Source organism: Stenotrophomonas sp. P5_A8 (assembly GCF_056400545.1).
This window is the reverse complement of the sequence record NZ_JBFULB010000321.1, coordinates 1-4,334: the sequence shown is the minus strand read 5'-3', so window position 1 is coordinate 4,334 and position 4,334 is coordinate 1. Positions and strand designations below refer to the sequence as shown.

Below are 4,334 nucleotides of genomic sequence, written 5' to 3'. Positions count from 1 at the left end.
GGGCAGGACGCCCCGCCCGGGTCTTGCCGCGCGCGCAGGACTGCGCCTGCGGGCCCCCAAGGACGGGTTTACGGCGCGTCCCACCCTCCCACCCAAGCCCTCCCGGCACGATGAAACCCCCAGCCATCGCCGTTCGCCCCCCCCCCCAATATCCATTTGAAATGTAAGCGTTTTCGCAGCCACCCCATTTCGTTACATCCGTTATCATGGGCGGCTGATACCCAAAGGAGCATCGCCATGCGTCGCAAGATCGTCGCCGGTAACTGGAAGCTGCACGGCAGCCGCCAATTCGCCACGGACCTGGTCAGCGACCTGGTGGCCAGCCTCCCGGCCGACGGCGTCGAGGTGGTGATCCTGCCCCCGTTGCCCTATCTGGGCGAACTGGTCGAAGCGTTCGAAGGCCGCGCCATCGCCTTCGGCTCCCAGGACGTCAGCTCCAATGAGAAGGGGGCCTACACCGGTGAGGTCTCTGCGGCCATGCTCGCCGAAGTTGGCGCCCGCTACGGCCTGGTCGGCCACTCCGAGCGGCGCCAGTACCACGCCGAAAGCAGCGAGCTGGTCGCGCGCAAGTTCGCCGCCGCCCTGCATGCCGGCCTGGTCCCGGTGCTGTGCGTGGGTGAAACCCTGGAGCAGCGCGAGGCCGGCCAGACCGAGCAGGTCATTGCCGGCCAGCTGGCCCCGGTCCTTGACCTGGTCGGCCCGGCCGGCTTCCAGCACGCCGTTGTCGCCTATGAGCCGGTCTGGGCAATCGGCACCGGCCGCACCGCTTCCAAGGAGCAGGCCCAGCAGGTCCATGCGTTCATCCGTGGCGAAGTGGCCAAGCTGGATGCTAGAATCGCCGATTCGTTGCCGATCCTGTACGGCGGCAGCGTGAAGCCCGACAACGCAGGGGAACTGTTCGCACAGCCCGATGTCGATGGTGGGCTGGTGGGCGGCGCCTCGTTGGTTGCCGCGGACTTCCTGGCCATCGTCGATGCGGCGGCCGGGCGATAAAGAATAATGTTGCCGGCTGCTGGCCGGCATTTACAGTCCGAGGACGGATTCGAAATGCTGATGTTGATCCTCAATGTGGTCTACGTGCTGGTGGCAGTGGCCATGATCGCGCTCATCCTGATGCAGCGTGGTTCCGGTGCGGCCGCAGGCTCGGGCTTCGGTGCCGGTGCCTCCGGGACCGTGTTCGGCGCGCGTGGCGCGTCCAACTTCCTGTCCAAGTCGACCAAGTGGCTGGCCGTGGTGTTCTTCGGCATCAGCCTCTTCATGGCCTGGTACGCCAGCCATGGCTCGCGTCCGACCAGCGGTCAGGATCTCGGTCTGATGTCGGCCCCGGTCGCAACGACCCCGGCCGCCCCGGCGGGCGAGCTGCCGGCCGTGCCCAAGGCCCCGGAAACCGCTGTGCAGCAGCCGGTTCCGCAGGCAACTGTGCCGGCTCAGGCGGAAACGCCGAAATCGGGTGAAGAAAAGCCTTCGGAAGGCTCCCAGACTCGCTGAAGACGGTTACAATATGCGGCGCATTGAGGGAGTCCGATAGGGAATCCCGTCAATGCAAACGTAAGCCCAGGTGGCGGAATTGGTAGACGCACTACCTTGAGGTGGTAGCGACGAGAGTCGTAGGGGTTCGAGTCCCCTCTTGGGCACCATTTGTTTGTAAGCGGGTTCGTCTGGCGCGCAAAGCGCCAGGTAGCGGTATCCGTCCACTCCCCCATGCCAAAGCGCCTGCAGGCGCAGCGGCAGAGGCAAGAGAGAATCGCTGTGCTGGCCGAATATTTGCCGTCTCTGCTGTTTCTGATCGTTGCCACCGGTATCGGCGTTTCGCTGATGCTGGTTGGCCGATTCCTCGGTCCACGACGTCCTGATCTGAAAAAGCTCTCGCCGTACGAATGCGGCTTCGAGGCTTTCGAGGACGCGCGCATGAAGTTCGATGTGCGCTACTACCTGATCGCGATCCAGTTCATCGTATTTGACTTGGAAATCATCTTCATCGTGCCGTGGACCCAGGTCTTCATGGAGCTGGGCGCACGTTCGYTGGTCACGATGGGCCTGTTCGTGGGCATGCTTTTCCTCGGTTTCATTTACGTCTGGAAGAAGGGAGCGCTGGAATGGGAGTGATTCAGACGCTCGACGGCCTGATGAACAACCCGGTCCCGGAAGGGCGGGTCGATGACATCCTGCGTCCCGAAGGCGACAACCCGCTGCTGGAAAAGGGTTACCTGACCACCAGTGTCGATGCGCTGCTCAACTGGGCACGCACCGGCTCGATGTGGCCGATGACCTTTGGTCTGGCGTGCTGCGCCGTGGAAATGATGCATGCCGGCGCCGCGCGTCTGGACCTTGACCGCTACGGGGTGGTGTTCCGCCCGTCGCCGCGTCAGTCCGACGTGATGATCGTCGCCGGTACCCTGGTCAACAAGATGGCCCCGGCGCTGCGCAAGGTCTATGACCAGATGCCGGACCCGAAGTGGGTCATCTCGATGGGCAGCTGCGCCAACGGTGGCGGCTACTACCACTACTCGTATGCAGTAGTGCGTGGCTGTGACCGCGTGGTGCCGGTGGACATTTATGTTCCCGGCTGCCCACCTACCGCCGAAGCGCTGGTGTACGGGATCCTGCAATTGCAGAAGAAGATCTGGCGTACGCAGACCATCGCCCGCTGACATCCCTCCTGACAAGAGCACGCCAAGCCCCCATGGCAGAGCAAGCACCTTCCTTCATCGACCGACTTTCCGCACGTTTCGCAGGTGCGCAGGTCTTCGTGGTCGAACCCCGCGGCGAAGTGACGCTGGAAGTGCCCGCCGCTGACTGGCATGCCACTGCTGTGGCGCTGCGCGACGAATTCGGTTTCGAGCAGGCCGTTGACCTGTGCGGCCTGGACTACCTCGGCTACGGCAGCGACGAATGGGATACGGCCGATGTGTCGTCCCAGGGCTTTAGCCGTGGCGTCGAGGGCAAGTCTGTCGGTCGTTTCGCCTGGGGTGAATTCCCCACCCGCGAAACCAGCGATGGCGCCCAGCCGCAGCCGATCCCGCTGCAGCGTTTCGCCGTGGTCGCCCAGCTGCGCTCCTACCAGCACAACCTCACCATGCGCATCCGTTGCTTTGCGCCGAATGAGGAACTGCCGGTGGTTGCCTCGCTGACCAACGTGTGGCCGGGCCTGAACTGGTTCGAGCGCGAAGCGTTCGACCTGTTCGGCGTGATCTTCGAAGGCCATCCGGACCTGCGCCGGATCCTGACCGACTACGGTTTCGTCGGCCATCCGTTCCGCAAGGATTTCCCGCTGATCGGCAACGTCGAAGTGCGCTACGACGAAGAAAAGCAGCGCGTCATCTACGAACCGGTCACCTCGGTCGAACCGCGCGTCGGCGTGCCGCGCGTGATCCGTGACGACGCCCGTTTCCAGACCGCTGCCGGTGAATCCGCGCAGTCGGAGGCAAGCAAGTGAGCGAATTCACCCAGGCCCACCAGGCCTTTGCGAGCAACCCGGCCGAACTGCGCCAGGAAATCCGCAACTACACCATGAACTTCGGTCCCCAGCATCCGGCCGCGCACGGTGTGCTGCGCCTGATCCTGGAAATGGACGGCGAAACCATCATGCGTGCCGACCCCCACGTGGGCCTGCTGCACCGTGGTACCGAAAAGCTGGCCGAATCCAAGCCGTTCAACCAGTCGATCGGTTACATGGATCGCCTGGATTACGTGTCGATGATGTGCAACGAGCACGCCTACGTGCGCGCGATCGAAACCCTGATGGGGATCGAAGCGCCTGAGCGTGCGCAGTACATCCGCACCATGTTCGACGAAATCACCCGCATCCTGAACCACCTGATGTGGCTGGGCTCCAACGCGCTCGATCTGGGCGCGATGGCGGTCATGCTGTACGCCTTCCGTGAACGCGAAGAGCTGATGGATTGCTATGAAGCGGTCTCCGGCGCGCGCATGCACGCGGCGTACTACCGTCCGGGCGGCGTTTACCGCGACCTGCCGGACCGCATGCCCAAGTACAAGGAATCGCGCTGGCACAAGGGCAACGCCCTGAAGAACCTCAACGCCTCGCGCGAAGGTTCGCTGCTCGATTTCCTGGAAAACTTCACCGCTGAGTTCCCCAAGCGCGTGGACGAGTATGAAACCCTGCTCACCGACAATCGCATCTGGAAGCAGCGCACTGTCGGCATCGGCGTGGTCACCCCCGAGCTGGCGCATGCCTGGGGCATGACCGGCGTGATGCTGCGCGGCTCGGGCATTGCTTGGGATCTGCGCAAGAAGCAGCCCTATGCCAAGTACGACGCGGTCGATTTCGACATCCCGCTCGGCAAGGAAGGCGACTGCTACGACCGTTACCT

General features: G+C 63.6%; 6 protein-coding genes and 1 tRNA gene. All 7 read left to right on the top strand.

The features are described from left to right. Positions 1 to 237 precede the first annotated feature (237 nt). Complete coding sequence (tpiA, locus tag AC1DQP_RS17225) at positions 238 to 993, top strand: triose-phosphate isomerase (protein ID WP_457321945.1); 756 nt, start codon at positions 238 to 240, stop codon at positions 991 to 993. Positions 994 to 1,047: 54 nt separating this feature from the next. After that, complete coding sequence (gene secG, locus AC1DQP_RS17220) at positions 1,048 to 1,488, top strand: preprotein translocase subunit SecG (protein ID WP_256774730.1); 441 nt, start codon at positions 1,048 to 1,050, stop codon at positions 1,486 to 1,488. A gap of 64 nt (positions 1,489 to 1,552) precedes the next feature. Continuing rightward, positions 1,553 to 1,637 (top strand) — tRNA-Leu (locus AC1DQP_RS17215). A gap of 112 nt (positions 1,638 to 1,749) precedes the next feature. Further along, on the top strand, positions 1,750 to 2,106 hold the full coding sequence (locus tag AC1DQP_RS17210; RefSeq protein WP_038691968.1) for an NADH-quinone oxidoreductase subunit A: 357 nt from the start codon (positions 1,750 to 1,752) through the stop codon (positions 2,104 to 2,106). Next, positions 2,097 to 2,651, top strand: coding sequence for a NuoB/complex I 20 kDa subunit family protein (locus AC1DQP_RS17205; RefSeq protein ID WP_038687233.1), 555 nt, complete (start codon positions 2,097 to 2,099; stop codon positions 2,649 to 2,651). Before AC1DQP_RS17210 ends, AC1DQP_RS17205 begins: the two co-directional genes overlap by 10 nt. A gap of 32 nt (positions 2,652 to 2,683) precedes the next feature. Next, a complete protein-coding gene (locus AC1DQP_RS17200) occupies positions 2,684 to 3,436 on the top strand; it encodes an NADH-quinone oxidoreductase subunit C (protein ID WP_256774634.1) in 753 nt (250 codons plus the stop codon). Then, positions 3,433 to 4,334 (top strand): NADH-quinone oxidoreductase subunit D (locus AC1DQP_RS17195; RefSeq protein WP_478052075.1); only part of this gene is annotated, 902 nt, incomplete at its 3' end. The genes AC1DQP_RS17200 and AC1DQP_RS17195, both read left to right, overlap by 4 nt.